20 protein-coding genes are annotated in these 25,113 nt (G+C 51.3%); 12 read left to right on the forward strand and 8 right to left on the reverse strand.

Features of this window, described 5'->3' with window-relative positions; all coding sequences use genetic code 11:
- Nucleotides 1-2 precede the first annotated feature (2 nt).
- A complete protein-coding gene (locus tag G535_RS0100390) occupies nt 3-1,211 on the forward strand; it encodes an efflux RND transporter periplasmic adaptor subunit (RefSeq protein ID WP_026860263.1) in 1,209 nt (402 codons plus the stop codon).
- Nucleotides 1,212-1,447: 236 nt separating this feature from the next.
- Here the strand turns inward: G535_RS0100390 and G535_RS0100400 are convergent, their stop codons facing one another.
- Complete coding sequence (locus G535_RS0100400) at nt 1,448-2,143, reverse strand: OmpW/AlkL family protein (RefSeq protein WP_026860264.1); 696 nt, start codon at nt 2,141-2,143, stop codon at nt 1,448-1,450.
- 112 nt (nt 2,144-2,255) lie between these two features.
- Here G535_RS0100400 and G535_RS0100405 point away from each other — a divergent pair, with 112 nt between their 5' ends.
- The 9 genes from G535_RS0100405 to G535_RS0100445 all read left to right on the forward strand — a co-directional run bounded on the left by G535_RS0100405 (nt 2,256) and on the right by G535_RS0100445 (nt 13,089).
- A complete protein-coding gene (locus tag G535_RS0100405) occupies nt 2,256-3,176 on the forward strand; it encodes a cation diffusion facilitator family transporter (protein ID WP_026860265.1) in 921 nt (306 codons plus the stop codon).
- 11 nt (nt 3,177-3,187) lie between these two features.
- Nucleotides 3,188-3,691, forward strand: coding sequence for a DUF4199 domain-containing protein (locus G535_RS12480; RefSeq protein WP_051206854.1), 504 nt, complete (start codon nt 3,188-3,190; stop codon nt 3,689-3,691).
- 59 nt (nt 3,692-3,750) lie between these two features.
- Entirely contained in the window at nt 3,751-4,113 is a 363-nt protein-coding gene (locus G535_RS0100415) for a hypothetical protein (protein WP_026860266.1), read from the forward strand.
- Between the two features lie 50 nt (nt 4,114-4,163).
- Nucleotides 4,164-6,296: a protein-disulfide reductase DsbD family protein gene (locus G535_RS0100420; RefSeq protein ID WP_241970474.1), complete on the forward strand. Its 2,133-nt coding sequence runs from the start codon at nt 4,164-4,166 to the stop codon at nt 6,294-6,296.
- Nucleotides 6,297-6,300: 4 nt separating this feature from the next.
- Nucleotides 6,301-7,026 carry a DsbA family protein gene (locus G535_RS0100425; RefSeq protein WP_026860268.1) on the forward strand — a complete coding sequence of 242 codons (726 nt, stop codon included), beginning with the start codon at nt 6,301-6,303 and terminating at the stop codon, nt 7,024-7,026.
- 156 nt (nt 7,027-7,182) lie between these two features.
- A complete protein-coding gene (locus G535_RS14135) occupies nt 7,183-7,512 on the forward strand; it encodes a hypothetical protein (RefSeq protein WP_126775182.1) in 330 nt (109 codons plus the stop codon).
- A gap of 60 nt (nt 7,513-7,572) precedes the next feature.
- A complete protein-coding gene (locus tag G535_RS12485; RefSeq protein WP_051206855.1) occupies nt 7,573-8,832 on the forward strand; it encodes a TolC family protein in 1,260 nt (419 codons plus the stop codon).
- Nucleotides 8,833-8,842: 10 nt separating this feature from the next.
- Nucleotides 8,843-9,943, forward strand: a complete 1,101-nt coding sequence (locus G535_RS12490) for an efflux RND transporter periplasmic adaptor subunit (RefSeq protein WP_051206856.1) — start codon at nt 8,843-8,845, stop codon at nt 9,941-9,943.
- An 11-nt stretch (nt 9,944-9,954) separates the two neighbouring features.
- Nucleotides 9,955-13,089 (forward strand): efflux RND transporter permease subunit, encoded by a 3,135-nt coding sequence (locus G535_RS0100445; protein WP_026860269.1) that lies wholly within the window; start codon nt 9,955-9,957, stop codon nt 13,087-13,089.
- 43 nt (nt 13,090-13,132) lie between these two features.
- On the opposite strand, the gene G535_RS0100450 is transcribed toward G535_RS0100445, so the two are convergent.
- The 4 genes from G535_RS0100450 to G535_RS0100465 form a co-directional block, all read right to left on the reverse strand.
- Nucleotides 13,133-14,842 carry a putative bifunctional diguanylate cyclase/phosphodiesterase gene (locus tag G535_RS0100450; RefSeq protein ID WP_026860270.1) on the reverse strand — a complete coding sequence of 570 codons (1,710 nt, stop codon included), beginning with the start codon at nt 14,840-14,842 and terminating at the stop codon, nt 13,133-13,135.
- 27 nt (nt 14,843-14,869) lie between these two features.
- Nucleotides 14,870-16,585, reverse strand: coding sequence for a CHASE domain-containing sensor histidine kinase (locus G535_RS0100455; protein WP_034727127.1), 1,716 nt, complete (start codon nt 16,583-16,585; stop codon nt 14,870-14,872).
- 159 nt (nt 16,586-16,744) lie between these two features.
- Nucleotides 16,745-18,049 carry a type II toxin-antitoxin system HipA family toxin gene (locus G535_RS0100460; protein WP_026860272.1) on the reverse strand — a complete coding sequence of 435 codons (1,305 nt, stop codon included), beginning with the start codon at nt 18,047-18,049 and terminating at the stop codon, nt 16,745-16,747.
- 9 nt (nt 18,050-18,058) lie between these two features.
- The gene (locus G535_RS0100465) at nt 18,059-18,409 is read right to left on the reverse strand and encodes a helix-turn-helix domain-containing protein (protein WP_026860273.1); all 351 of its coding nucleotides are present in this window, start codon (nt 18,407-18,409) and stop codon (nt 18,059-18,061) included.
- 290 nt (nt 18,410-18,699) lie between these two features.
- Between G535_RS0100465 and G535_RS0100470 the strand changes: the two genes are divergently transcribed.
- On the forward strand, nt 18,700-21,243 hold the full coding sequence (locus G535_RS0100470) for a TonB-dependent receptor plug domain-containing protein (RefSeq protein ID WP_241970472.1): 2,544 nt from the start codon (nt 18,700-18,702) through the stop codon (nt 21,241-21,243).
- Between the two features lie 44 nt (nt 21,244-21,287).
- Here the strand turns inward: G535_RS0100470 and G535_RS0100475 are convergent, their stop codons facing one another.
- On the reverse strand, nt 21,288-21,809 hold the full coding sequence (locus G535_RS0100475; protein WP_026860275.1) for a cytochrome b: 522 nt from the start codon (nt 21,807-21,809) through the stop codon (nt 21,288-21,290).
- A 2-nt stretch (nt 21,810-21,811) separates the two neighbouring features.
- Nucleotides 21,812-22,651, reverse strand: a complete 840-nt coding sequence (locus G535_RS0100480) for a DODA-type extradiol aromatic ring-opening family dioxygenase (protein WP_026860276.1) — start codon at nt 22,649-22,651, stop codon at nt 21,812-21,814.
- Nucleotides 22,652-22,758: 107 nt separating this feature from the next.
- On the opposite strand from G535_RS0100480, the gene G535_RS0100485 reads away from it, so the two are divergent.
- Nucleotides 22,759-23,670, forward strand: coding sequence for a LysR family transcriptional regulator (locus tag G535_RS0100485; protein WP_026860277.1), 912 nt, complete (start codon nt 22,759-22,761; stop codon nt 23,668-23,670).
- 56 nt (nt 23,671-23,726) lie between these two features.
- On the opposite strand, the gene G535_RS0100490 is transcribed toward G535_RS0100485, so the two are convergent.
- Nucleotides 23,727-25,094 (reverse strand): hypothetical protein, encoded by a 1,368-nt coding sequence (locus G535_RS0100490; protein ID WP_026860278.1) that lies wholly within the window; start codon nt 25,092-25,094, stop codon nt 23,727-23,729.
- Nucleotides 25,095-25,113: the final 19 nt, after the last annotated feature.

Below are 25,113 nucleotides of genomic sequence, written 5' to 3' on the forward strand. Positions count from 1 at the left end.
TTATGGAAAAACTCGGCTTTCGCCAACGCCTCACTAAACTGCTGCCTTGGTTGGTCCTGCTCGTTATTCTTGCTGCTTTAGCGTTGACCTTGCGTCCAAAGCCCCCTACGGTAGCAACGGTTAGCGTTTATCAGGGCGATCTCGCCTATCGCGTGGGCGACGAAGGTCGCACCCACCTGCGCAACACCTATCAAGTGTCCTCTCCGATCCAAGGCTACCTAAGGCGCGTTACCCTTGAGCCAGGCGATCCTGTGCAACAAGGCGAGACAGTGTTTCAAGTGGAGCCCTCGCCAACTCCAGCGCTCGATATGCGTACCCGCGAGCAAGCGCAACAAACCCTCAATGCCGCGAAAGCACGCCTCAACGCGGCCATTGCTTTGGCTGAGAACAGCGCCAGTGAAACGCAGTTAGCGAACAACGAGTTTCAACGCATTGAACGTCTCCATAACTCTGGCTTAGCTTCAACCTTCGATCTTGAACGCGCACAAACCGCGTTATACCGCGCTCAATCAAGTGAGCGCTCTGCGCAAGCGGCAGTCACGGTAGCACGCGCAGAGGTGAGCAATGCCACCCTTGTGCTCGAAGTCGCAGAAGGTAGCCGTAGCCAAGACGAAAACCAAGTTCTGCAAGTCCCTGCCCCCGTTTCAGGCACAGTGTTGCAGCGCTTTCGCTGCTGTGAAGGCGTCGTTACCGCTGGTGAAACCATTGTTGAGCTAGGCAACCTTAACGATCTTGAAATTCAAGTCGATCTGCTAAGCAGTGCCGCCGTCAAAGTACGCCCAGGCATGCCTGCTGAAATCACCCAATGGGGTGGCGAAGATGTGTTAGCGGGCACCGTCCGCCGCGTCAACCCATCGGGCTTTACCAAGGTGTCAGCGCTCGGCATTGAGGAACAACGGGTAAGCATTTTCATTGAACTTGACCAACCCACCACTGCGCTTGGTCATGATTACCGTGTCACCGCTGCAGTCGTCGTTGAGCAAGCCCAAGCGACACTCGCTGTGCCGGTCACAGCATTATTTCGCCAAGACGGCGCGTGGCAGGTGTTTGTAGTGCAAGACGAAGTACTCGAACAACGCACCGTCGACGTCGGCTTTCAAAGTGGTATTTATCGGCAAATCCGCGCCGGACTTAGCGCTGGTGAACAGGTGGTGAATCATCCGGATGCGGACTTACGTGATGGCGCTAGCGTCCAGCTACTCGTCGAGTGAACAGGACTGACAACGCTTCGAATTCGTAAGATAAAAGTCAGCCCCCGTGTTCCGCGTCACTCATGCAGAATACGGGGGCTGAAAAACTTACGATCACTCTTCGTGGTTAATTTTACTCATAAAGTAATACACGTAGAAGCCGCCAATCCCTAGCAGTACCGCAAGACCTGTAAAAGAAAAGAAGATTACAGGGTCATTAAAAAACTCTTTTAAGATGGCCATTGCAAGCCTCCTTATTAGAAGCTGTAACGAATACCTAACATGGCAACAGTTGGGTCGATGTCTACGGCAACAGACTCAGCAGTAGCGCCGTTGATGCGTACGTCAGCAACAGTATCAATCGCCATGCGGCTGACCATGAAGTGCACGCCCCACTTGTCGTTCAACGCTACGTTCACACCTGCTTGTAACGCATAACCCCAGCTGTTCGATAACGCCAATTCAACGTGGTCATCGGCAGTGATGACAGACAAATCAGTTAACACACCAGCTAAATCTGCACTGACTTTCTCTTCGAAGAAGGTGGTGTAGTTCACACCAACGCCGACAAATGGGTCAATAGCGTCGTTACCAACATCAAAGTGGTATTGCGCTAACAAGGTTGGTGGCAAGTGCTTGGTTTCACCAATTTTCAAACCTTCCAACGCGCCTGAACCGTAGATGTCGTGCTTGAACGGGGTTGCCGCAACTAATTCCAAGCTCCAGTTTTGGTCCAATTGATAGTCAAAAGTGATACCTAACTGAGTGTTGTTGTCGACAGTTACGCCAGTGCTGCCAGCATTCAAGCCCGCTACAGTTTCAATAACCGGTAATGATGCACTGCTATCGTTTGGCATAACACCAATGGCACCGACGTTAACTGAGATGTCAGCTGCTGCTGGAGCCGCGAAGCCGACCAAGAGTAAACTGCTAACTAACAATGACTTTTTCATAATGAGACTCCCTAGTTAAGATGCGCCTATTGTATTAAGCTGCGTGGTGGAAACGTTGATCGGGATCAATATTTGCGTCGGCACCGCCGTATTCACAGAGGAAAGCGAAACTATGGGGCATCACCATCACGGGCATCACCACCATCATCACGGTGATGCGTCATCGAAGCGCATTGGCTTAGCCTTCTGGCTCAATCTAGTGTTTACCGTGATTGAGTTTATCGGTGGCGTTCTGACCAACAGTACCGCGATTATTGCCGACGCCGTGCACGACCTTGGGGATTCGCTCTCCTTAGGACTCTCATGGGTGCTCAACAAGCTCGGTCGTAAGCAAGCCAACACACAATTCACCTACGGCTATAAGCGTTTTAGTCTGCTCGGCGCCCTCTTTAACGCGCTGGTATTACTCGGCGGCTCGATGTGGGTACTATGGGAAGCTGTACCGCGCTTGATTGACCCTGTCATGCCCCATACGGAAGGTATGATTTACTTAGCCATACTTGGTGTGGTGGTGAATGGCTACGCAGCGTTTAAATTGGCGGCTGGTAAAACCCTCAATGAGCGGGTTCTCAACTGGCATTTACTCGAGGATGTTTTAGGTTGGGTCGCGGTCTTGATTGGTGCCATTGTGATGACCTTCGTCGACTGGCCAATCATCGACCCGCTGCTCTCCATCGCCTTTACCTTGTTCATTTTAATCAACGTGGTTCGTAACCTGATTGAGACCCTAAAACTGTTTAGCCAGGCCAACCCCAATCCGGCCCTTTACAGCGCTATTGAGCAGGCCATCAAAGATGTTGCACACGTGCGCGATGTGCACCACATGCACCTTTGGTCACTTGACGGTGAGTCTCACGTGCTCACCGCACATATTGAATTAGATGAAGATTTCGCTGCCAGCACGCATTACCTTGCGGTCAAAACGGCAATCAATGAAAAAATTAAGGCATTTGAAATTTTTCATACTACGCTTGAATTAGAACTGAAATCAGAAGCCTGCCGCCTCGATTCTCCTGGCCAGCATCACCACTGAGGGAAAGGTCAATGAAAGAACTCAAATGGGGTATTATTTTCGTCGTAGCTTTAACGCTTTGGATCGTCTTTGAGCGCCTGATTGGTCTGCATGGTCCGCTGATTGCCTATCACCGCTACGTCACCAATATTTTTGCCATTCTCGCTGTGGTTATCTATGTCATGGCGCTGCGTGACGTGCGCCGCGCACAACCTGGACATTACTTGCGTTGGTCCCATGGATTCCTGAGTGGCATTAAAATCACCTTAGTCGTTGCCGCGCTCTCACCTGTCATTCAATGGCTCAGCCACTACGTTATTTCGCCACACTTTTTCAGCAATATGATTGCCTTTGCAGTCTCTGAGGGCTTGATGACACAAGCGCAGGCCGAGGCCTACTTCTCACTCAATGCATACATGGTGCAATCGGTCATCGGTGCGCTCATTATGGGGGCGTTAACCAGCGCTATTGTCGCTTTGTTTTTACGTCGTCAACCGCAACGTTCGAGCTCAGCAACGCATAGTGATAGCCGTTGACTTGATTTCCCGCCAACCTCGGGGCAGAATCAGCTCAGCCGTTTTGTAGAGAGAGCCTTATGTTTCATCAGTGGAGCCAAAAATGTCGTAACGGAGGTGTCATTGCCGCACTTCTGTTGATGGTGATCGCGCTCTGCTGGGGACAAAACTTTGGCGTGCTGAAAGGCTGTCCGCAGCATCCCGGCGCGACCTCTGTAGTGGCCGATGTTGGAAAACTGCTAAGCATTGACGCACAAACCTGCGATCAAACCGAGCACCTGCTGCAAGTCACGCAAGCCGATATGCCAGTGTTGCTCAGCGTCGGCATGCTCTTGCTTTTCCTGATTATCGAAAGCTTGCGTAGCGCCACCGCGCATCCTGTCGCGCGGCGCTGGCGTCCCAAACGAAGACCCCACTTACTCTGTTGTCGCTTCCTAGAATGACACTCGGCTGTACTGCCGTATTTTGTGTTTCATTTTAGGAGATAATCATTGTGTTATTGAAACAACTTACGCACCTAGGTGTGCGTTGCTGCTTGGCTGCGATAACGCTGCTTTTCAGCGCCATCACACTAGCGGCTGAGCCAGTCACGACGGGGTGGTTGAGTAACCCTGATCACCCACCCGTTCAGGTAAAATTAAGCCTTACGGGTGAACGCGACGGCACCACTGCCAACGCTTTATTGCAAGTTGAATTAGCCGACGGCTGGAAGACCTATTGGCGCTCGCCCGGTGAAGGTGGTATTCCACCGCAATTGGACTGGTCTGATGCCAGCGGCATTGAGGCCATCGATTGGTTTTGGCCAAAGCCTGCCCGGTACACCATACAGGGCATTGATACTGTCGGTTATACCGGCTCATTGAGCTTTCCTTTGCAGTTGCAACTCGCGACCGATGCCACGCAAGTGCACCTCAAAGGCACCTTAACGATGTCGTCATGTACCAACATTTGTGTTTTGACCGACTACCCTATCGATCTTAAGGTCGATCCCAGCACCTTAACCCCTGATGCCGATCTGAGTTTTGCGTTTCAGCAAGCCATGGCACAGGTACCGCAAGCCTTGCCTCTGGCCGAAGTCACTAAAGCCAATTGGCACGCTGCGTCGACCACGCTTGATCTTGTGCTCGTTCGCGATGGCGCTTGGCAAGCACCTGAGCTGTTTTTCCACAGTGAGCAGGACGATCTTGAGGATGTCGTCTTTAACAACACCGCAATCACCGTCGAAGATGGAGAATTACGTGCGCAAATTGCCGCGAGTCATTGGCTGGAATTACCGGAGCTAGCAGGCCAAAGCGTTACCGTGACGGTGGTCGACGGCGATTTTGCCGCCGCCTATCCCGTTAACTTAAACGCCGTTGAAGGGCCTGTACCCAGCCCATTGCTCGATGGCTCGACCTCCCTTGCATGGATGCTGGTGCTGGCCTTACTCGGTGGTCTAATTCTAAATATTATGCCCTGTGTGTTACCGGTTTTGGGGCTAAAACTACAAGGCGTGATCAGCGCCAACGGCCAATCAGCGCGCGTCACACGTAGGCAATTTATTGCCTCGGCCATGGGGATTTTGGTGTCGTTTTGGCTACTCGCCATTGGACTCTTACTCTTGCGCTGGTCAGGACAAAGCATCGGTTGGGGCATTCAATTCCAAAGCCCTTACTTTATCGGCTTTATGGTGTTAGTGACTTGGCTCTTTGCCCTGAACTTATTTGGTGCCTTTGAGGTCAAGCTACCGTCTGCAATGGGCAGTTGGGCAGCCACCACGGGAGACCAACATAGTTACAGTGGGCACTTTGTCCAAGGGATGCTGGCAACCTTGTTGGCCACCCCTTGTACGGCGCCATTTCTTGGTACTGCCGTCGCCTTTGCCTTGGCCGCCGCTCCGGGCACCATTTTGCTGATGTTTACCGCACTGGGGGTAGGCATGGCGTTACCTTGGCTCGCTGTCGCTGCTTGGCCGCGATTAGCGCGTTTACTGCCCAAACCTGGACCGTGGTTGGCGTGGGTAAAACCGATTTTCGGCGTGCTGATGTTACTCACCATGCTCTGGCTGATTTCGTTGATGCAAAGCTTCATTTCATCAACGACGCTGATCATCACCCTGTTGGTCTTGTTCGCCCTCTCGTTGATCGCAGTATGGCGTCAGTTTGGTCGCAAAGGCGTGCTAATCACCCTAAGTAGCAGCTTTTTAGGCGGTGCGCTGTTGATTGTCCTGTTGCTTTTCAATCTCTCCAGTTGGGCTCCCAAGCTCCCTGAAGACCATCAATGGCGCGATCTTTTGCAAACCAATATCGACGCTGAAGTCGCCAAAGGAAATACCGTCTTTGTCGATGTGACGGCGGATTGGTGCATTACCTGTAAAGCCAACAAAATCGGCGTTTTGCTACAAAACCCAGTGTACGACGCGCTCGGTGCAGAGCAGGTGGTACGCGTGCGTGGTGATTGGACCGTGCCCGTGGATGCCATCGATACCTACTTAAAACAAAACAATACCTACGGCGTTCCCTTCAACAAAGTCTATGGCCCTAATGCGCCCGAAGGGATCGTTCTTCCTGTCATTCTAACTGATGCCGAAGTACTCGACGCGCTCGCCCAAGCCAGCGCCACCACTTCGTCCATAACTAAGGAGTAATCCGATGAAATCATTCACTTTAAGCCTTCTCGCACTGGCGCTCAGCACTGCTGTCGCACAGGCGCAACAACTCACTCCAACGCAAGATCAAGCGTTGCAAGAGCTTAACACGCTGTTAAAACAGCACCCGCAAATCATCGAAAGCGTCAACGCGAGCTTAAAAAACTATGTTGAAGCGCAACGAGCACAACTTGAAGCACGTACTGCGCACCATGACTGGTTGTACAATAACCCTGCCCACCCAGTGCTCGGCGATCCAAACGCCGAACACAAAATCGTGGTCTTTACCGACTACAATTGCCCCTATTGCAAAAAGCTCGACCCTGAGTTGACGGAATTGCTTGAAGACTATCCAAACTTACAAGTGGTGAATGTGTTTGTACCAATTCGCCAAGAAAAAGTAAGTGGTCTGGATACAAGTTCAGCGTTGTATGCCATTAATCTGTGGCAGCAAAAGCCAGAGCACTTCATGTCGGTACACGAGTTGCTCACGGCGAAATCAGGCATGCATACTGCCAAGTCATTGCAGCAAATTGCGCGTAAAACCAAGACCCAAGATTACCTCATGGCACAACCTAGCAGTGAGGATGTGGTGCAGCAGAATGTTGAAGCGTTCCGCGCACTTGGCTACCGAGGCACACCAACTATTATGATTGGCAACCAGGTGATTCCGGGCTTTGTTAAAGCTGGTCAGTTGAAAGACGTGATCGCGCAGGAGCTGAAGCTCTAACCACTGATTGCCCCCAATAAAAGAGAGGCTGCGCACGTTGAAGTAGCCTCTCTTCAGCAAACGATTTCGGCTTGCCGTTGACCCTTAGAATTGCTAGCATGCCTGCATTATTGATTCATCTTCAACCTTATGCGACGTCTTATCCTTCTGATAATTATGGTTATTTCGCTATTGGCTCAAGTGAGCCAAGCGGTTGCCGACGTGCATCAGTCGCATCAAGAGAACCTCGCTGCGCATGCCGCCAACGTGCATTCAGCACAGCACTCAAACGATCATGCCCCGAGTACAACATCGTCGAACCCGACAGGCTTTGACTGCCAGCATTGCTGCCAATGTCATGGCTCAGTACATCTGTATCCGCTCAAAGCCGAATATATCGCGGCAGTGCTTAGCCTACAGTCCGCTGTCGTGGTGTATGCGCCACAGTACAAAACCCGCCCTGTGGCCCCTCTCTACCGACCTCCCATTACCTCAGTTCTCGCTTAGTTCCATCGTTCTCGCGACCGCGCGAGAGCCCTTAAGCAGATTTTTGACTGAGGAAATACCATGTTTTTTTCAAACTGTCGTCGTAGCGTCAGTGCGCTCCTGTTTGCCACTGGCCTAACTGGCGTAACACCCACTCTTGCCGCAGCACCACTTGCTGATTGGCAAGCACAGCTCTACCAACATCCCAAGGTGCAAGCCGCGCAACAGCAGGCAGAAGCTCTGTTGTGGCAAAGCCAGCAACAACAACGCGGGCTCTATAACCCAGAACTTTCCACCAGCGTTGAACGTGAGGGGCAACACACGAACTACAGTATTGGCGTGCAGCAAACCTTTGATTGGTCGGCCCAGCACGATGTCCGTGCCGAACAAGCAAGCTTGCTGCAGCAGCTTGCACAAGCCCAATATTTGACCGCAGTAAGTCAACATGCCCATTCGGTGCTCAGCCGCGGGCTTGATTGGCAACGGGCACAGCAACGCTATCAATTGCTCACGCAGCAGCAAGCGTTCATTCAGCAAGCCATGCAACTTGCTGAACAACGCTTCAAAGCAGGTGATCTTGGTGAACTTGATTTGCAGCTCACCTTACTCAACCTCAACCAACAACGCCAAGTGACTGCGCAGGCTTTTCAGCAACTGCAATACGCCCAAGCAGAGCTACTCAGCCAACTCGGGCAGTCCACACTCGATAAGTGGCGTTTGCCCGAGGTATTTTTCACATTCAATCCGTCAATGCTCGCGCGCGAGCAACACTGGCAGCAGCACCCGCAACTCAGTGTTAGTCGTTTGCAATGGCAGTTACTGCGCAGCGATAGCGATTGGCAACGCACCCAAACGCGCGTCAACCCCACCTTTGCCATCGAAGCAGGTGAAAGTGGGGATGAAACAGTACTCGGCCTAAGCATGAGCGTGCCTTTGCTGCTCACCAATGACTTTAGCGATAGCGTCAAAGCGGCGACACAAAGTGCCAACGCCGCTGAACAGGCGCTGCTCGCAGAGCAGCAACAGTGGCGCCACCGCGTCGCCAGTCAGCTCACCAGCGCGCAGTTTGTCCAACGTCAATGGCAGCAATGGCAAACCACTGCTGCCGCATCTCAGCAGCGTTCGCGCGAGCTTATTGAGCAAGCCTGGCGCGCCAATGAGCTGTCCACCAGTAATTACTTGACGGCCATGCAGCAGTGGCTAGAAAGCCAACTTGCTGGAGCTGAGCTAAACCACGCCCAACGCCAAGCGATCTTAGACTGGCAGTACAGCTCCGGCCAACTTACTGAACGACTCACGCCGCCTGCACTGCGCGGACCGACAAACGCAACCAAGCGCTAAGGACAACATGATGAAAACCTATTTGATAACGCTCACTGCTTTAGCCGGATTGCTGTGCACTTTTCCGGTCGCGGCCCTCGATGCCAACCATGCCCATGACGAAACCACAACGCAAGTGGAGTTAACGGCGGCACAACGTGAACGCGCCACGATCACCACCGCGGTGCTAACGCCACAAACCATTACTTACGAGGTCTATGCACCTGGCGAAGTAGTGGCCAACGATTTCGCCAGCTATCAAGTCAGTCCTCGGGTCGACTCTATTGTCGCTCAGCGCCATGTCAGCTTAGGCGATAATGTTCAGAAGGGGCAGCCGTTAGTCTCGCTTTACAGCGCTACTATGGCGCAAGCCCAAGCCGCGTTTTTAGTCGCCAATGACGAATGGCAGCGCGTGCAAGCGCTGGGCAAAGCCACCGTCGGTGAGAAACGCTACAACCAAGCACTTGGTGATTATAAAGCCAATAAAGCCACCCTACTTGCCTATGGAATGGCGATGGGTGATTTACAACAGCTCAACGCCGATAGCGTGTTAGGTAATTATCAGCTGTACGCTGGTATTAGTGGTGTGGTGATGCGCGACAACTTTCAGCAGGGACAACATCTCGCGGCAGGTTCTGCCTTGCTAGAAATTTCCCAAGAAGAAACCCTCTGGGTGCATGCACGACTGCCCGGAGCCAGTGAGTTACCTGTTCCGTACGGTGCTGTAGCAGCGATTCAGGTCGAACAGCAACGTTATCCCGCGTCAGTCATTCAGCAAGGACACACCATCGACCCGGTAACGCGCACACGCACCGTGCGTTTAGCCGTCGAGAATCGCGACGATGGCCTCCATCCGGGCTTGTTCGCCGATGTGTATTTTCAAGTCACTAGCGCAACGCCGGTGCTCGCCGTCAAACAAGCCGCATTGATGCGCGACACCGCAGGCCAATGGGTCGTATTTACCACCACCGATGAGCAACACTTTACCCCGCAGGTGGTGAAGCTGGTACGTGAACTCGGGGAATGGAGCGTTATCGAAGGCCTGCCAGCGGGGACCCGTTATGTTGATCAAGGCGCATTTTTCGTCAGTTCACAATTGGCGAAAGGCGGATTTGATCCGCATAACCATTAAGCGGAGGCATTATGTTTCAACGTATCATTTTATTCGCCTTAAACTTCCGCATGCTGATTATATTGGCATTACTTGGCCTAACGCTTGGTTCAGTGGTGCTACTACCGCGCCTTAATCTTGATGCCTTTCCTGATGTCACCAACGTTCAGGTTGCCATTAACACCGAAGCGCCCGGCCTTGCCGCAAGTGAGGTCGAGCAGCTCATCACCTACCCTATTGAGTCGGTGATGTATGCGCTGCCCGGCGTTAAAGAGGTGCGCTCCATCTCCAAAACTGGGCTGTCAGGCATTACCGTGGTATTCGCCGACAACATTGATATCTACTTTGCCCGGCAACTGGTGTTTGAGCGTCTGCAAAGCGCAAAAGAACTGGTACCCGAAGGCGTGGGCACCCCCGCGATGGGGCCCAACACCTCAGGCCTAGGTCAGGTCTATCAATACCTGCTCATCGCCGAGCCTGAGAGCGGTTACAGCAGTGCCGACTTACGTAGTCTCAACGACTACGTGCTAAAGCTGTTGCTGATGCCCGTTGACGGCATTACCGACGTGCTCTCTTTTGGCGGGCATGTAAAGCAATACCAGGTCAACCTTAATCCCGGCAAACTGCTCGCCTATGAGCTGACGCAACAAGACATTATTGCCGCCATCGACAACAATAATGTCAACGTTGGTGGCTGGTATATGCCGCGCGGTCAAGAGCAGCTGGTGATCCGTGGTACGGGTTGGCTCGCAAGCGGCAATGAAGGGCTTGAGCAACTGCGACAAATTCCCGTCAAAACCATTGATGGCGTTGCCGTTACCCTTGAACAGGTTGCCACCATAAACATGGGGAGTGAGATTCGCCAGGGCGCGGTGTCGTACTCAAGTAAAACACCCGATGGCATTGCGCAACACGGTGAAGTCGTCTCCGGCATTGTATTAAAGCGCATGGGTGCCAACACGAAAGCAACCATTGATGGCATTAAACAACGCTTGCCGATGATTCAACAAGCCCTGCCAGAAGGGGTGACCTTTGCGCCCTACTACGACCAAGCAGACCTGATCGAAAAGGCAGTGAGTACCGTCACCTCGTCATTACTTATCGCTTTTGTCCTGATTGTGGTGGTATTAGCACTCTTTCTTTTGAACCTGCGGGCGACCTTCCTCGTTCTCCTTTCCATTCCGGTATCCATTGGGATTGCCTTAATGGTTATGGCGACCTTTGGCATGTCAGCAAACCTCATGTCATTGGGCGGTATCGCGGTGGCGATAGGTATGCTGGTGGACGGCTCGGTGGTCATGGTTGAGGCGATCTTTAAGCACCTCAGCCAGAAGGATGCGCCACACGGTTACCGCCTACGCATTCAAGCTGCGGCCAATGAGGTGGCTCGACCGATCTTTTTTGCAACCTTAATTATTTTAGTGGTCTTTACCCCCTTGTTTAGCTTTGAGGGCGTTGAAGCGCGCCTGTTCGAACCTATGGCGATCAGTATTATGCTTGCCATGGTTTCTGCCGTGGTGGTGGCGTTAATGGTCGTACCTGCGCTTGCAACTTACTTGTTTCACAAAGGTATTCGCCCGCGGCAAAATAAGTTATTGCAGCCGCTCGAAAACGGCTACCGTCGCCTTCTGCAACGCGTTATTGGTCGTCCAAGAGCCGTTGCCACAGGTGCCGCAGCCTTGTTTCTGCTTACCCTCACCTTGCTGCCACAGCTTGGCACTGAGTTTGCGCCTGAACTTGAGGAAGGCACCTTAAACCTGCGGGTAACCTTGGCCCCCTCCTCAAACTTAACCACGGCTTTAGACGTGGCGCCGCAACTCGAGGCCATGCTTCTGGAGTTTCCCGAAACAACCTATGCCTTAAGCCGCATCGGACGAGCGGAGATCGGTGGTGACCCAGAGCCCATTAGTAATATTGAGATCTACATTGGTTTACTGCCCCCGACCCAATGGCAAACCGCCACCACTCGGGCCGAGTTACAACAGGCAATGGAGCTGAAGCTAGAGCAGTTCCCTGGCTTGCTCTTTAATTTCTCGCAACCCATTGCCACCCGCGTGGATGAATTGCTCTCAGGGGTAAAATCACAGCTGGCAATCAAATTACTCGGCCCTGATTTGGCGGTCCTCGAAAATAAAGGTCGAGAAATTGAGGCTGTGGTAAGAAATGTCGAGGGCACAGTTGCCGTTGCGTTGGAACAAATTGCCGGTGAAGCGCAGTTGGTAGTGCAACCGAAGCGCCAGCAGTTATCGCGCTATGGTCTCAATGTTAGCGATGTGATGCAGGTTGTAAGTCAAGGGTTAGGTGGTGCCGATGCTGGCCAAATCATCAATGGCAACGAGCGCTATGACATCTACGTGCGCCTCGCTGAGCCGTTTCGGCGAACCCCAGCACAGATTCGAGCGTTACGCTTACAAACACCTACTGGGGCTTGGGTGATCCTTGGAGACGTTGCGGAGGTCAAGATTGCCTCAGGACCACCACAAATTCGTCGTGATGACGTACAACGACGGGTGGTGATTCAAGCCAATGTGAGCGGCCGAGATATGGGCAGTGTGGTTGCCGATATTCGCCAAAGCATTGCCACTGAAGTCGATCTTCCTAGCGGGTACTCCGTTGCTATCGGGGGGCAATTCGAGAACCAACAACGCGCCCAGCAACGGCTGTTAGTGGTCGTTCCGATCGCCTTAGCACTGATCGCGTTGCTGTTGTACTTTGCCTTTGGCTCTGCTGGACAAGCCTTGCTGATCTTGCTCAATGTACCCTTGGCAGTGATCGGCGGGGTGGTGGCGCTGTTCGTTTCCGGTCAGTACTTATCGGTTCCCAGCGCGGTGGGCTTTATCACCTTATTCGGGGTTGCCGTTCTTAACGGTGTGGTCTTAGTTGAAAGTATCAACCAACGTCTGCGCGCCGGAAGTGAACTGTACCAAGCCATTCACGCGGGCGCTTGGTCACGTTTGCGACCTGTATTGATGACGGCGATCACTTCAGCATTAGGGCTCATCCCTATGCTGCTCGCCAGTGGCTCTGGGGCAGAAATTCAACGTCCATTAGCCACAGTGATTGTCGGCGGTTTAGGTTCAGCGACACTCTTAACCTTGGTGGTGTTGCCCACCCTCTTCCCTTGGTTCTCCAAGCGACAGGTGCGACGACTGCAACACCACAACTAGCGCACATGGTGCTAGGCCAATGCGCCTAGCACCTTATTCTCATTTATCGTCCGTGCGTCAACCACTGCGCTTGCAGCTCGTCGGCTGGCATGGGGCGGGCAAAATAGTAACCTTGCAAGCGTTTAATACCGAGCGCCGAACACATATCGCGTTGCGCTTCGGTCTCGATGCCCTCGGCAACGGTTTCATAACCTAATGAGTGCGCAAAAGAGCAGATGGCATGCAATAAGTTGGCTTGCTCATGTTCTTCCGAATGCTGTACAAACAACTTATCAATTTTTAAAATATTAAACGGAAACTTCTTAAGATAGGACAGCGACGAATAACCTGTACCAAAATCATCCAACGCAAGATTGACGCCAATTTCGGAGAGTTGCTGCAACATATCAAGAGCATCAAGACTGCTCTCTAAACAGCTTTCGGTCAGCTCCAACTCAAGACGTTCAGCGGGCACCTGATAGCGCTGCATACATTCCGTCAAATGCTGAACTAAACCAGCATCTTTCAGTTGTCGCGCCGATAAATTTGCGGCAATCGAAAAGATTAACTCTGACGCGTGAGGCAACTGCAGCCACTGACTAAACTGTTGGCATGCCGTTGTTAAAACCCAGCGCCCGAGCCGATTGATCACGTCAGATTCTTCGGCGATGGGGATAAACTCATCGGGTGGAATCATCCCTAACTCCGGATGATGCCAGCGTATCAACGCTTCGATGCCAACCAATCGATAGGTCTTGGCATCGACTTGCGGCTGATAATATAAACTAAATTGCTGCTCCACCAGTGCTGTTTTTAAATCACTTTCGATGCGATGCCGATATTGCATTTGTTGATGAAAATCATGTGAGTAATACTGAACTTGGTTGCGTCCCGAGGTTTTCGCTCGATAGGTCGCGACATCTGCACTACGCATTAAGCCCGTAGCATCCGTAGCACAATCTGGATAGGTTGCCACACCAATACTGGTTGAGATGGTGATACTTTTGCCGTCGACATCAAGGGGCGCAGCAAGACTGTCACTCACATTTTCAACCAACAGTCGCACCTGATTAATGTCTGTCAACGCATGGGTTAAAATCGCAAATTCATCGCCACCAATACGACAGAGTTTGTCATCTTTACCGACCACCTCTTCTAATCGACGAGACACTGCGCGCAAAAGCGCATCGCCGATATCATGCCCGTAACTATCATTAATCGTCTTAAACCGATCAATATCGATAAAAATTAATGCCAATTCACGCTGCTCACGCTCCGCATGAATCAAGGCATCTTTCAGCGCTTCTTCGAAAAAGTAGCGGTTGGTGAGACCAGTAAGGTTGTCACACTCGGTTAAGCGTCGCAGTTGTTCGTTGTTATCTCTGATCTGTCGTTCCAATTGATGACGTTCGGTCGCCAACAACACCGCGCGTTTCAATCGCGAGGCCGTCACCTCACTCTTCATTAAAAAGTCTTGCGCACCTGCTTCAATGCATCGTAAAGCGAGCTCTTCATCGTGACTATTGCTCAGCATAACAATTGCGGTCGAGAAATCGCTACTCCCTCTTAGCTCGCGCAGTACCTCAATACCGTTGCTTGGAGGTAGTTGATAATCCAACAAGATCGCATCGTAATCACCTGCTAAAGCGAGCGCTATTCCTTCTGCTGAGGACGCAGTTTGCCGCACTTCACGTAGCTGCAGACCGGTTTCTTTTAAAGTGCGAACCGCAGCCATGCGATCCACGATATCGTCATCGATGATTAATAAATCCATTCGTTCCTCAAGCGTCTGCTCTTCTCTTTACTCTTGCTGCGGCCAATGAAAAATGAAGCGCACACCACGTTCACCATTCGCTTGCAGCCTGTACTCGCACTCATACTGATCAAGTATCTTTTTAATAATTGCTAAGCCAAGTCCGCTACCTTCCACTTCGTCACGAGGCTTCAGTGTATGAAATAACTCAAATACCCGGTCGCGATGCTCTGCGGGAATGCCCGGCCCATCATCAGCAACCTCAAACCGGTAGCCTTTTTCATCGCGGACACCATATACCGTGATGACCCCTTGCGCGCGATCATGGTGCTTGATTGCATTTGCAATTAAATTTCGAAAAACCAACTCAAATGGAGTGGTAAATACCTTAATCTCACCAATAACATCATGACACTCAAGCTTAAACCCCTTTGGCGGATCAAGTAAGGCAAAAATTTCCTCAATACGTTTGGTGAACGAGAAGCATTCGACAACACCTTCTTTGCGTCCGACGCGTGAGTAAATGAGCAAGTCATCGAGTAAATTTTCTAGTCGCGCGACGCGACTTTGTAACAACTTTAGATAGTCAGCGGTTTGCGTCTCGAGCTTGCCGTGTAAGTCTTCCTCAATCCAATCTGCCAGACGCTGAATACCGCGCAGTGGCGCTTTTAAATCATGAGAGGCAACAAAGGCAAACTGATCCAATTCTCGGTTCGCCTCCTCCAACTCTTGTTGCCGTAGGCGTAAGTCTTGGGTCACCTCGTTGGCATATGCGACGGCGATACGATTGGCACGATTCAAGAGGACAAAAATAATAATGAGTAGCAGATCGATGACGATCCCGCCGAGTAGAATAAGAAGGGGTTGATGATGGGTGTTTTGTTGCCGAAACAAGGCCGTAGTTTGCACCTGAAAATCCCAGGTGCGGCCGTAAAATGGTACGCTAAACGAGGCTGAAAACATGGGGTTCGCATCATAATCTACAGAGGCCTCAGAAAGCTCGCTGTAGAGCGATTGCTGCGCATCATGAATACTAAAGTGCACCTGCCGATTGACATTTTCCAACACCCCATCCATGAGCTTATGCATAATAAAAGGCGCGTAAACTAAGCCTCGAAACTCTGAGCGACGTTGCGCAAGCGTCGGTTGCTCTAATCGCTGTGCATACCAAGGTGCATAAAATAAAAATCCAGGCGTACGCATATCATCTTGCACCAACGTAATAGGACCGGTAATACTCGCGGTGCCAGTATCACGAGCACGCTGTGCTGCTTGGTAACGGTTTTCTTCATGTGCCATGTCCAAGCCGACGGCCTGTCGATTTAGCTGTTGTGGCTCAATGTAAGTAATCGGCCAATAGTCTGTTTCGTGATGGGCGGGATACACCTGATAGTCAGGCAAACTTTCTCGCTGCCAGGTTAAGTAGGTTTCAAATGCCTGAGCTGGCACATAATGAATGACGCCAATACCGTTGATCCCGGGAAACCGCGTTTCAATTTGCAGACTCTCAGCGAACAGACGCCAATCTTCCCGCGTTGCGTCATGGGGCAACATATGCAGGGCCGCAACGCCGCCCCAGAGAGCTTCTTCATAACGCACCATACGCTCTTGCACCAGTTCAAGCAGTTGTGCGGCTTGATAATCAAACTGTGCTTTATTGCGTTTCTCAACTTGTTGCGATGCAATCAACCATGCACCGAGCGTTAACAGCAGCGATAAAATAACGACGATCCAATGGTGCCAAGGCAAGAACCGTTTGACCATGTTGGGGAACACATTCGAAACCGTCGTTGTTTGCACGCAGTAGGCCTTGTATCAGAATATAAAAACTTAATGTAGCAGCCCTTTAAACTACATAAAAGCGATTCAAGAAGAATACTTTGGTCGTAAGTAATTCTACTAACAAACAGACCTTTGTCGACGTTAAATTAAGTACAAACGATGGCTTGCGGTGACGCTTTCTAGGAGTGCCTGCGGCACACCTTCACGCTGCGCAAGTTCCGGCCATGTACGCACCACTGCCACGATATCTTGGATCACTTGCATCGCTTCGCGGCGGCTGAAGTTGGAAATGAGCTCAGCAATCGCCAACAGATCCGCTAATTCAAAATCATCGCGCTTACCATTCAGCGCTAACTGATGTTTCGCGACCCAGTCCGAGCTTGGCTTGTAACTCCAGGCCATGTCATAAGCCGGTGCTAAGGCCCACTCGAAATTATCATCGACATAAAACGCCGTATTTTTGGTGTGATCGTCATGATTGCGTGCGACCACGTTAAACACCATCCGCCGAAAGAGTTGCAGCTGTTCCTGATGGGTTAAGCCTAATTGGCGGGCCACAGCAAACAATTGCTCGTAACTGAAGTGACCTGGTTTTTTATAGTCTGCGTGCGCCATGGCACACAAGGTCATCACGTGATACTTCTGGTTGTGCTCACGGTCAAAACGCTTGGTCATAAAATGTGCCCGATCGCCTTCACGCAACAATTCACAAGGGTTCATTTCAATACCGCACTGGCTCGCCATAAGGTAATAAACATACTCCATGAGGCCAAAACCTTTTGGGTCGCCGAAGGTTTGCACGCCATGACGATGCTCCTCAACCCCGTCAAATTTCAACAAATAGTGTTCGTAGCCTGCGGGCGCAGCAACCTGCCCCGACAAAATATGATCACGTGCTGAATTAATGGCAATCACCGCTTTTGGACGCGCCCCACCTGCTGAAGTGCCGACCTGGATCAGGTTGACCATAGCGTCATCGTCCGTAGTTTGCGTTGCAAACGCAGTGCGTTCATCAAGGACGCTCTGCGCCAGCTTGACCAAATCCGCCAAATCGACCTCAAACAAGGTTTCGCTATTGAGCTGTTGTGCTGGCTGATACTCCAAGGCTCCCATGCCACGTGTACCGGTATAGAGCAGTCGATCCAGCGCAGTAAACTGCTCAGCATCCAAGCCTTTACGCGCCAGCCATGCATCAATCAACGCATTACCAAAGTCATCAGGTAACGAGTCCGCAAATACCGCAGGTAAGCCTTTAAAGGTCGGATAGGCCAATTCAGGAAAGCGAAACACCCCTGCCTGCAAAGGCAAGTGTATCGGGTCAATGGCAAATCCCTCCGCCAACCATTCAGGAGCGTATTCAAACTCAACCACGACACTATCATCAGCTTGGGCTAACGCACCCACTCTAAAACCGTCAAACTCGACGGTGCAAACCTTAGCAACCATAGGCTCCTCTTATTTCGTTTTGTACTGCTGACGACGTGCTTTTAACCGTGCCAAGCGCTCACTTGCGGAAGATGTTGCCGCGCCTTTTCGGGCCTGTCCCTGTAAACGCTGCATTGGCGTTTCACTCTGCTCAGGCAACAGCACTTCTAACTGCTCGATGAGATCCAGCTGACGTAACAACGCAATGAAGGTTTGTAAGCGGCAACCACCATCTTTAATGGCGCGATACGATTTGGCTGTAATACCAATACGTTCAGCAATTTCTGCCTGCGTCCAGCCCAGTGTTTTACGTCGTTTCTCAATACGATCGTAAAGCGTAGCGATCACTACTTTGTCTGAAAGCGTTCGGGAAAGTTTCATGATGAGTAGATTATTACCTATATCAGTTCATTTATTAACTATATAGGTAATATAGTACCCAATCAATAAAACACAACACCATGACCAGCCTTTTACAAAAAAACAGCACTAATTACTTTACATCTAACCTTGATACCTATACCATCCAGCCATATAGACGTCTAAACACCCAAAATCAAGAACATTTAAATTCATTAGCGAGGCATTCAATGAAATCTCAGTGGTCCCCATCTTTCCTTCACACCGCCATTATTACAGCACTTAGCAGTGGACTTCTTAGCGCCCCTGCCATGGCAGAGACGTCAACACCTAACGCAGCGGAACGCATTACGGTGACAGGTTCGTTTATTAAACGTAATCAACACGAAGATGCCACGCCACTACAGATTATTGATGCCGAAGCCATTGCCGCAACCGGAGAAGTTACCCTAAGCGACGTGTTACGTTCGATTACTGTCAGTACTGGTAACAGTTTTGATGAGCAATACACCAGCAGCTTCTCTGCAGGCTCGGCGTCGGTTGGTTTACGCGGCTTAAGTCCGAAAAACACCCTCGTTTTAGTGAATGGGCAGCGCGTGGCCAACTACGGTTTTGCCCTTGGCACCCAAGATACTTTTGTCGATTTGAACGCCCTCCCATTAAGTGCCATTGCACGTATTGAAGTGCTTAAAGATGGCGCCTCATCGGTCTATGGCTCGGATGCAATTGCTGGCGTGGTCAACATTATTTTGCAAGACAATGTGCAACAAACCTCAGTCAAAGCAAACTACGGTGGTGCCACCCAAGGTTCTTTAGATCAATTTGGCGCAAGCTTGCTTACCGGTTTCGGCGATGTCTACGACGAAGGTTACCAACTTACCTTAAGCTACAGCTACCTTACCCGTGAGCGCTTGGACGCAAGTGAACGTGACTTTACCAAGTCAGGTGATTTTCGCCATTTACCTGGCGGTCGTTTGACTGGCTGGTCAACCCGTGGCGGGAACTATCTTGATGATCCGCAAAACCCACGTCCATTCGAAACCTGCCCTGGCGAAGCTGAACTGCGTGACCGCAGCGACTTCACTCCCGGCGCTGAAGGACAAATTTGTGCCTTTAATGGCCAAGCCTACAATACTTTGCAACCCAAAGTGGAACGTCATCAACTCTCGATTCAAGGTAAAGTACAGCTTGCCGATGACTGGCAAGGCTTCAGTGAGTTGCTTTACAGCAACAACCGTTCAAGCCTGATCTTTGGCAGCCCATTGTCGATTGGCGCCGGCTTACGCGCTTACGATCAAGACACCGGTACCTTAGTGAACATTCCGGTCGAATTCCCGGTCGGCCACCCGGCGAACCCAGGCTCAGAGCCATTGCCGTTTGACTACACCTTCTTTGATCTTGGCGCTCGCGAGAAAGCCAACAAACAAGACTTTTATCGTGTTGTTGCGGGCGTGCGTTATGAAGGACTCGATTGGAATGCGTCATTCCAAGGCGTGCAATCGCAAAGCCGCCAACGTGAATACGTGCAAAACTTTGTCAATCGCTACACCTTTGAACAAGTGCTGGCAGATGGTAGCTATGACTTCCTCGGCGGTGAAAATAGCGCTGACGTTATCGATGCCCTGCGCATTAACACGCGTCGTCCGGGCTTCTATGAACTGCAGGGATTAAACTTTAACGCGAGTACGATTGTCAGCGAACTGGCCCACGGTCCATTGAGCGTCGCCTTCGGTGCTGACTGGCGTCGCGAATCCATGGACGCTGGCACCTCACCAGAGGTCTTGTCAGGCACCGAGTTACGCCCGGCAATTAACCTAATTAAAGGTGAGCGCGATATCGTCGCAGGCTTTGTCGAGGTTGATTTGCCAGTTATCGAAGACGGAACCATTAGTGCCGCAGCGCGTTACGATCGTTATGATGACTTTGGTTCTGCTTGGTCACCAAAACTTGCATTTCATTACCTGCTCGCAGATGACTGGCTGGTTCGTGCCGCTTGGTCACGAGGCTTTCGAGCGCCTTCACTGCCAGAGATTGCCGACAGTAACACCATCAGCTATGGCTCGGTCATCGACCCGTTTGATCCGATTGAACCAGGTGTACGTCGCGGTTTTACCCAAATTCGAAGTGGTAACTCGGAACTTGAAGCTGAACGTTCAACGCACGTGAACGCCGGGATCATTTGGTCACCGACACATCAGGTGAATATTGCGTTAGATCTGTTCCAAATTGAACAAGATGGCATTATCGCCTCAGACAACGCGCAATTTATTGTCAGTAACCCTGACATTTACGGCGAGCGCATTCAACGTGACGCCGCCGGTCGTTTGCAAATCATTACCAATCAATACCGCAACCAAGGTACCCGCACCACCACAGGTTTTGATATTGACTTCAGCTACCAGCGTGAACTTGCTGAAGGCCAGTTGAAAGTGCAAAGCACTTGGTCACACTTGCTCGATTACAAACAAGCTCTAGTGGCTGGCCAAGACGCCATCAACGGCGCAGGCAATAACCTTTTTGGTGCCCTGCCTGAATGGAAAGGTCAAACCCAAGTGCGCTGGCAGCGCGATGTTTGGCAACTGGGTTTAAATGCCAACTACACCAGCAGCTACGTACAAAAAGTAGCGACCAGCGCCAGTAACCCAGGCCTTGATACCAAAGTCGAGCACTTCTGGGACCTCGGTGCACAGGTGGTGTATCACGGCCTAGCCAATACCCAAGTCACCTTGGGCGTGCAAAACTTACTCGATCAAGATCCGCCGTTTGATCCAGCAGGTGGTGCCTACGGTTACGACATGACGCAATACAATGTCCGTGGCCGTACCATTAACCTCGGTGTGAATTACACCTTCTAACGAAAACGCCGCTCAATTGAGCGGCGCTTTTTTAGCAAGCGTGATTACAACATCCGTTTTAAAGTGTTGTCTTTCTTAATAAAGTGATGCACCAAGCCCATCACAATATGCCCAGCAACCAACACTAGCATGACCCACGCAATCGGTGAGTGGTAGTGGCCCAAGTCAGCCATCCATTGCATCTCTTCACCACGGGCGATGAGCTGCATGCCGAAGACCTTCAAGCCATAGCCCTTACCGACCAAATACATAATGCCCGAAATTGGCATCAACAACATGCTCAGGTACAGCAAGCCATGACCGGCTTTGACCAACACGCGTGAGGCATTTTCAGGTTCAGGCCGTTGCTTACTTTGACGAATTGACCACACCAAACGCAGCACGACCAGCAACAGTAATACCGTGCCAATACTCACATGGTAAGGCACCAGGTTTTCACCGACCCAATGCTCACCGTCACTGATGCGATCAAAAAACTTCAGAAACTGCCACGCCAATAAGGTGGCCATCACCCAGTGAAAAAACTTAGATACACTGCCGTAGCGAGCGGTTGAATCATTCAACATTGTCATTCTCCATTACTTTCAAGGTTGCCAAATCGAAATGCCGACAGTTGGGTTTTCAACACCTGTTGGCTGTAAACTTTTGCTCCTAAATCAGTCCCTGCCGCTCCGGCAGCGACTAATAAAGGCACGAAATGCTCTTCTTTACCCGGTGGATGACAGTCCTGTGCGTAAGGCGCCTGCTGCCACTGCAATAATGCCTGCGTACGCTGTGGTTCGGGTTGCTCCAGCGTTGCCGTTAACCAAGCGTCAAAGGCGACCGACGGCGCCGTATAACGGACATCCCCATAGCCAGGCATGTTATGAAAACTCATGCCACTGGCCACCACCATTACTCCCTGTGCACGCAATGGCGCCAGCGCTCGGCCTAACGCGAGATGCGCAGCGGCGTTATTATCCTGACCTATCGCCACTTGTACAACCGGAATCGATGCATCTGGCAGCATCACTTTTAGCGGAATGAACACGCCATGATCCCAACCACGCTCAGGGTCGAGCTTAGTGGGCAATTGCTGTTGCTGTAATAAAGCAACGATGTCCGCAGCCAAGTCAGGTGCACCTGCAGCTCGGTAGGTCAACCTATACGTCGACTCGGGAAAGCCATAGTAATCATAAATAAGTTCAGGTTGTGGCGCGCCTGTTACCGCAAATGTCTCGCTTTGCCAATGTGCTGAAATGACGACAATCGCGCGTGGCCGCTGCGGTAACGAGGGGATCACTTTGGCCAAAAAGTCTGCCATCTGCAGCCAAGTGTCGGCCGGTTGCCAGTCCATAAAAAAGCACGGACCTGCGCCGTGGGGGATAAACCAAACCGGTTGTTGGTAAGTCGCTGTTGTCACACTCATGTCGACCTCTCACGTCAACTGCAATGAAATACCAACAGGATAATATTTTACTTTCAGTATGATAATAGCTATTTTTTACAAACAACTTTTACCTAGAGTGTTAAATAATGCTAGATCATGTCACCACCCTACGCGTTTTTCATGCCGCCGCTGCCCGCGGTAGCTTGTCAGCGGCGGCGCGGCACTTAGGGATGTCGCCAGCGATGGCGTCAAAACACATGAACGCACTTGAAGCACGCTTAGGTGCGAAACTGTTGGAGCGTTCAACCCGCCGTTTAAGTTTGACGGAGTTGGGCGAGACCTATCTACAAAGTAGCCAACAAATTTTACGCGAACTAGATGACTTGGAAGCCGATATTCAAGCGCGCCAACAACATGTACAAGGTCGTCTCAACGTCAATGCACCGCTGTCCTTCGGCACCCAATTCATCACGCCACTCATTGCGCCGTTAAGTCAACGCTACCCGCTCCTTGACGTTGCGTTGAATCTCAGTGATGCACATCATGACCTGTCGCAACGCAATTGGGACGTTACCATTCGTGTGGGAGTACTTGGCGACAGTGGTCTGCGCGCGCGTAAATTGGCTGACTGTCCAGTGGTGCTCTGTGCGTCACCAGCCTATTGGCAACAACACGGCAAACCGCAAAGCTTGACTGAGTTAGCCGAGCACAATTGTCTTAGTTACACGCTCTCGGACGCACAAAACCAAGGCATGTGGCGCTTTGGCCGTGACGGCGAACACCGTGTACCGGTGACCGGTAGTTTCTCAGCCAACAACGGTGATGCGCTACGGATCGCTGCCGAGCAACACCTCGGTATCATCTATCAACCTTTGTTCATTGTTGCTGATGCCCTAAAACGCGGCACCTTAGAGACCATCACACTTAACGTGCCCAACCTTCAACTCGGTGGTATTCATGCCTTGTTTCATGCTGATCAACGGCAGCCGGCAAAGGTCCGCGCCTTTATCGACTATCTAGCAGAACACTTCGCAGCCACCCGCTTCGACGCTAGTTAAAAAAAAGCCCCAGCAAAAGCTGGGGCAAATCCACAACAATCCAAGGAAGTAAGGGATCAGTGGGCGTGATCATCATGATCTTCGGCGATACCTAACCATGTGATACCTGCAGGTACCGTCTCCAGTTCGATATCTCCAACAACTGCAACCGTCTCTAAATCAATTTTCAACACGTGCTGGGCAATCGGGTCGGCAACGTAAGCATAATGGCCATCTTGCGCAACCGTCAGCGCGAACTTACCGCCTTCTGGCATCGCACCTAAATCACCATCATTTAGCTGAAGCGTGCCAGCCTCTTCCCAATGCACATGGTCACCGTGCGCGTGTGCGCTGAGCACGGTTAAAACCGCATGGTCGTCCAATACCAGAAACTGACTGCCATCATTGGCAAAGCTATACGCAACCGGCGTGCGACCCGCGGCAGGCTGCCAATCAAATGCGCTCATCGCATTTTCGTGCGGCGCAATACTTACCAAATGCACCTGCTCGTCACCATTTGCAACGCCAATAAAAGAAGCACTTTCTTCATTACCAAAGATGGTGCCGATGCGGGCGCCATTCAAGGCCGCAATGTTACTTATTTTACTTGCGCTATAACCTGTTGCGGTCTCAGTGGCGACCAAGACACCATCACGACAGCCAAACACCACGTTATCGTGATTTTGTGCTGCACCATGCAAGTCAGGGCATACTTCGTCCAATACCACATCAAGCTCGTAGTCGTCGCCATGCAAGTGATACACACCGACTTGATCTGGTAACACCTTGGCGTTTGACGTGCTTTCTGCGTCAGCACGGCGTACTGTAGCAAGTACGTACTCGCCGCGTGGTTTCGCTACGCCATGCATGGCCATGCTGTAATGAATCGCGGCAGGATGTGCCGTTTCATTAGCAATGTCATGGTCGGTAATGACTTCGACGCTTGCCGGCAGTCCGAGTTCAGCGTTGCCATCGTAAAAAATCGCCAGTTGGTCATCACCAACATCGGTGTGCGTCGGGCGCGTTGCGGTACGGCTATAGTCACTTAGCGCAGGAGCCTGAGCATAAGGGTGTAAATGATCACCATGATCTTCTTGCCACACGCCGCCATCAAGAAAGCCTACGTGGTCGTCGTTACGACTGACCAAAACCGCATAACGTAATCCCGGAGACGCAGCAATGGCGCTGGCTGGATAGCTAAGACTGAAGCTATCCAGTAGGCTGTCATCATGCAGGTCAAATACCAGCGCCTGGTCACCGCCAGCACTCAACACCGCGAGACGGCCGGCACCTGTTGCATGATCATCATCTCCGTGGTCATGGCCATCATCGGGAACATCAATCGGATCTTGTTCAACAATAGTGGTTTCAGCATCACCACAACCGGCCAGCAAGGCTGCACCAACCACCGCGGCGAGCAACTGTAATGGGAACTTCTTTTGCATTTTGAAACGTCCTTTTAAT

The organism is Pseudidiomarina sediminum DSM 21906, from assembly GCF_000423165.1.
GTDB classification, from domain to species: Bacteria; Pseudomonadota; Gammaproteobacteria; order Enterobacterales; family Alteromonadaceae; genus Pseudidiomarina; species Pseudidiomarina sediminum.

Bases quoted from the DNA above. Each gene is read 5' to 3' on its own strand.
- G535_RS0100390 (WP_026860263.1), top strand. From the start codon at position 3: ATGGAAAAACTCGGCTTTCGCCAACGCCTCACTAAACTGCTGCCTTGG.
- G535_RS0100400 (WP_026860264.1), bottom strand. From the start codon at position 2,143: ATGAAAAAGTCATTGTTAGTTAGCAGTTTACTCTTGGTCGGCTTCGCG.
- G535_RS0100405 (WP_026860265.1), top strand. From the start codon at position 2,256: ATGGGGCATCACCATCACGGGCATCACCACCATCATCACGGTGATGCG.
- G535_RS12480 (WP_051206854.1), top strand. From the start codon at position 3,188: ATGAAAGAACTCAAATGGGGTATTATTTTCGTCGTAGCTTTAACGCTT.
- G535_RS0100415 (WP_026860266.1), top strand. From the start codon at position 3,751: ATGTTTCATCAGTGGAGCCAAAAATGTCGTAACGGAGGTGTCATTGCC.
- G535_RS0100425 (WP_026860268.1), top strand. From the start codon at position 6,301: ATGAAATCATTCACTTTAAGCCTTCTCGCACTGGCGCTCAGCACTGCT.
- G535_RS14135 (WP_126775182.1), top strand. From the start codon at position 7,183: ATGGTTATTTCGCTATTGGCTCAAGTGAGCCAAGCGGTTGCCGACGTG.
- G535_RS12485 (WP_051206855.1), top strand. From the start codon at position 7,573: ATGTTTTTTTCAAACTGTCGTCGTAGCGTCAGTGCGCTCCTGTTTGCC.
- G535_RS12490 (WP_051206856.1), top strand. From the start codon at position 8,843: ATGAAAACCTATTTGATAACGCTCACTGCTTTAGCCGGATTGCTGTGC.
- G535_RS0100445 (WP_026860269.1), top strand. From the start codon at position 9,955: ATGTTTCAACGTATCATTTTATTCGCCTTAAACTTCCGCATGCTGATT.
- G535_RS0100450 (WP_026860270.1), bottom strand. From the start codon at position 14,842: ATGGATTTATTAATCATCGATGACGATATCGTGGATCGCATGGCTGCG.
- G535_RS0100455 (WP_034727127.1), bottom strand. From the start codon at position 16,585: ATGGTCAAACGGTTCTTGCCTTGGCACCATTGGATCGTCGTTATTTTA.
- G535_RS0100460 (WP_026860272.1), bottom strand. From the start codon at position 18,049: ATGGTTGCTAAGGTTTGCACCGTCGAGTTTGACGGTTTTAGAGTGGGT.
- G535_RS0100465 (WP_026860273.1), bottom strand. From the start codon at position 18,409: ATGAAACTTTCCCGAACGCTTTCAGACAAAGTAGTGATCGCTACGCTT.
- G535_RS0100470 (WP_241970472.1), top strand. From the start codon at position 18,700: ATGGCAGAGACGTCAACACCTAACGCAGCGGAACGCATTACGGTGACA.
- G535_RS0100475 (WP_026860275.1), bottom strand. From the start codon at position 21,809: ATGTTGAATGATTCAACCGCTCGCTACGGCAGTGTATCTAAGTTTTTT.
- G535_RS0100480 (WP_026860276.1), bottom strand. From the start codon at position 22,651: ATGAGTGTGACAACAGCGACTTACCAACAACCGGTTTGGTTTATCCCC.
- G535_RS0100485 (WP_026860277.1), top strand. From the start codon at position 22,759: ATGCTAGATCATGTCACCACCCTACGCGTTTTTCATGCCGCCGCTGCC.
- G535_RS0100490 (WP_026860278.1), bottom strand. From the start codon at position 25,094: ATGCAAAAGAAGTTCCCATTACAGTTGCTCGCCGCGGTGGTTGGTGCA.